The organism is Anaeromassilibacillus sp. 1001302B_160321_C8 (genome assembly GCF_015554745.1).
Lineage (GTDB): Bacteria > Bacillota > Clostridia > Oscillospirales > Acutalibacteraceae > Anaeromassilibacillus > Anaeromassilibacillus stercoravium.
In genome coordinates, this window is the sequence record NZ_JADNJD010000053.1 from 1 (window position 1) to 1,157 (window position 1,157).

1 protein-coding gene is annotated in these 1,157 nt (G+C 54.2%); it reads left to right on the top strand.

What is annotated here, in order from left to right; all coding sequences use genetic code 11:
• Positions 1 to 1,157: alpha-amylase family glycosyl hydrolase (locus I2E77_RS13680; RefSeq protein ID WP_195451510.1), on the top strand; the 1,157-nt coding region annotated here is incomplete at both ends.

The window sequence follows — 1,157 nt, forward strand, 5'->3', positions numbered from 1 at the left end:
GATCCGGATTCCATGCTGAACCACTACAAAGAGCTGTTGAGCTGGCGCAATGAGATCCGCGCGCTGAAAGACGGCGACGTGGCAGAATATGACACCGGCAATGACGGTGTAGCTTCCTACATCCGTATGACACAGGATCAAAGTGTGCTGGTGGCGACCAACTTGACCGGCGAAGCTGTGACGGTTGAAGTGGAAGCAGACAAAACCTTTGGTTCGTTTGACGAGATCCTGAGAAAGTTTAGTGTTGACACGGAATCCAAGCTGGAAGGAACGACACTGACCATCGCCCCGTATAGCACCGTAGTTCTTGGAAAAGAGGACCAGGTTGTGGTAACACTTGATTCCCAGGGCGGTTCTACATTGGCCCCCATTTGGACCACCGCAGGAAGCACCGTGCTCCTGCCGGAGAATCCGTCTAAGCCTGGCTATGCGTTTAAGGGCTGGTATACGGAGCCGAATGGAGAGGGCAGCCTGTTCTACATCGATACCCCGGTGACGGAGAGCCTCACCGTGTATGCCTACTGGGAGGAAATCCCCACTGGTATCATCGACGAGCAGCCCTCAGACAACTTCTATGAGATCTTTGTCCGCGCATTCTGCGATTCCGACGGGGATGGCATCGGCGACTTCAACGGCCTGGCAAGCAAGATGGACTATTTGCAGGATTTGGGCATCACGGGAATTTGGCTGATGCCAATTACCGAGTCTGGCAGCTACCACGGTTACGATACGGTAGACTACTACAGCGTGGAGCAGGACTATGGGACCATGGAAGACTTTGAGAATATGCTGGATGAAGCGCATGCGCATGGGATCAAAGTCATTATGGACCTGGTGGTGAACCACTGCGGCAGCGGCAACCCGTGGTTCCAGGATGCAATTACCAATCCGGAGACGAGTCCGTACCGCGATTACTTTAAGATTGAGAAGAGCACGGATTACGACGAAGATAAAGACAACAACGCGACGGACGACGCACATTCCGGAAATAAGCGCGTATGGCAACGGTGGTGGGCAACCCCGGGCTACCGCTATCTGGGCTTGTTCGGCGGCGGAATGCCGGACCTGAACTATGATAATCCGGCGGTACATGAGGAAATGATCAATGCCGGCCAGTTCTGGCTGGAAAAAGGCGTGGACGGCTTCCGTCTTGACGC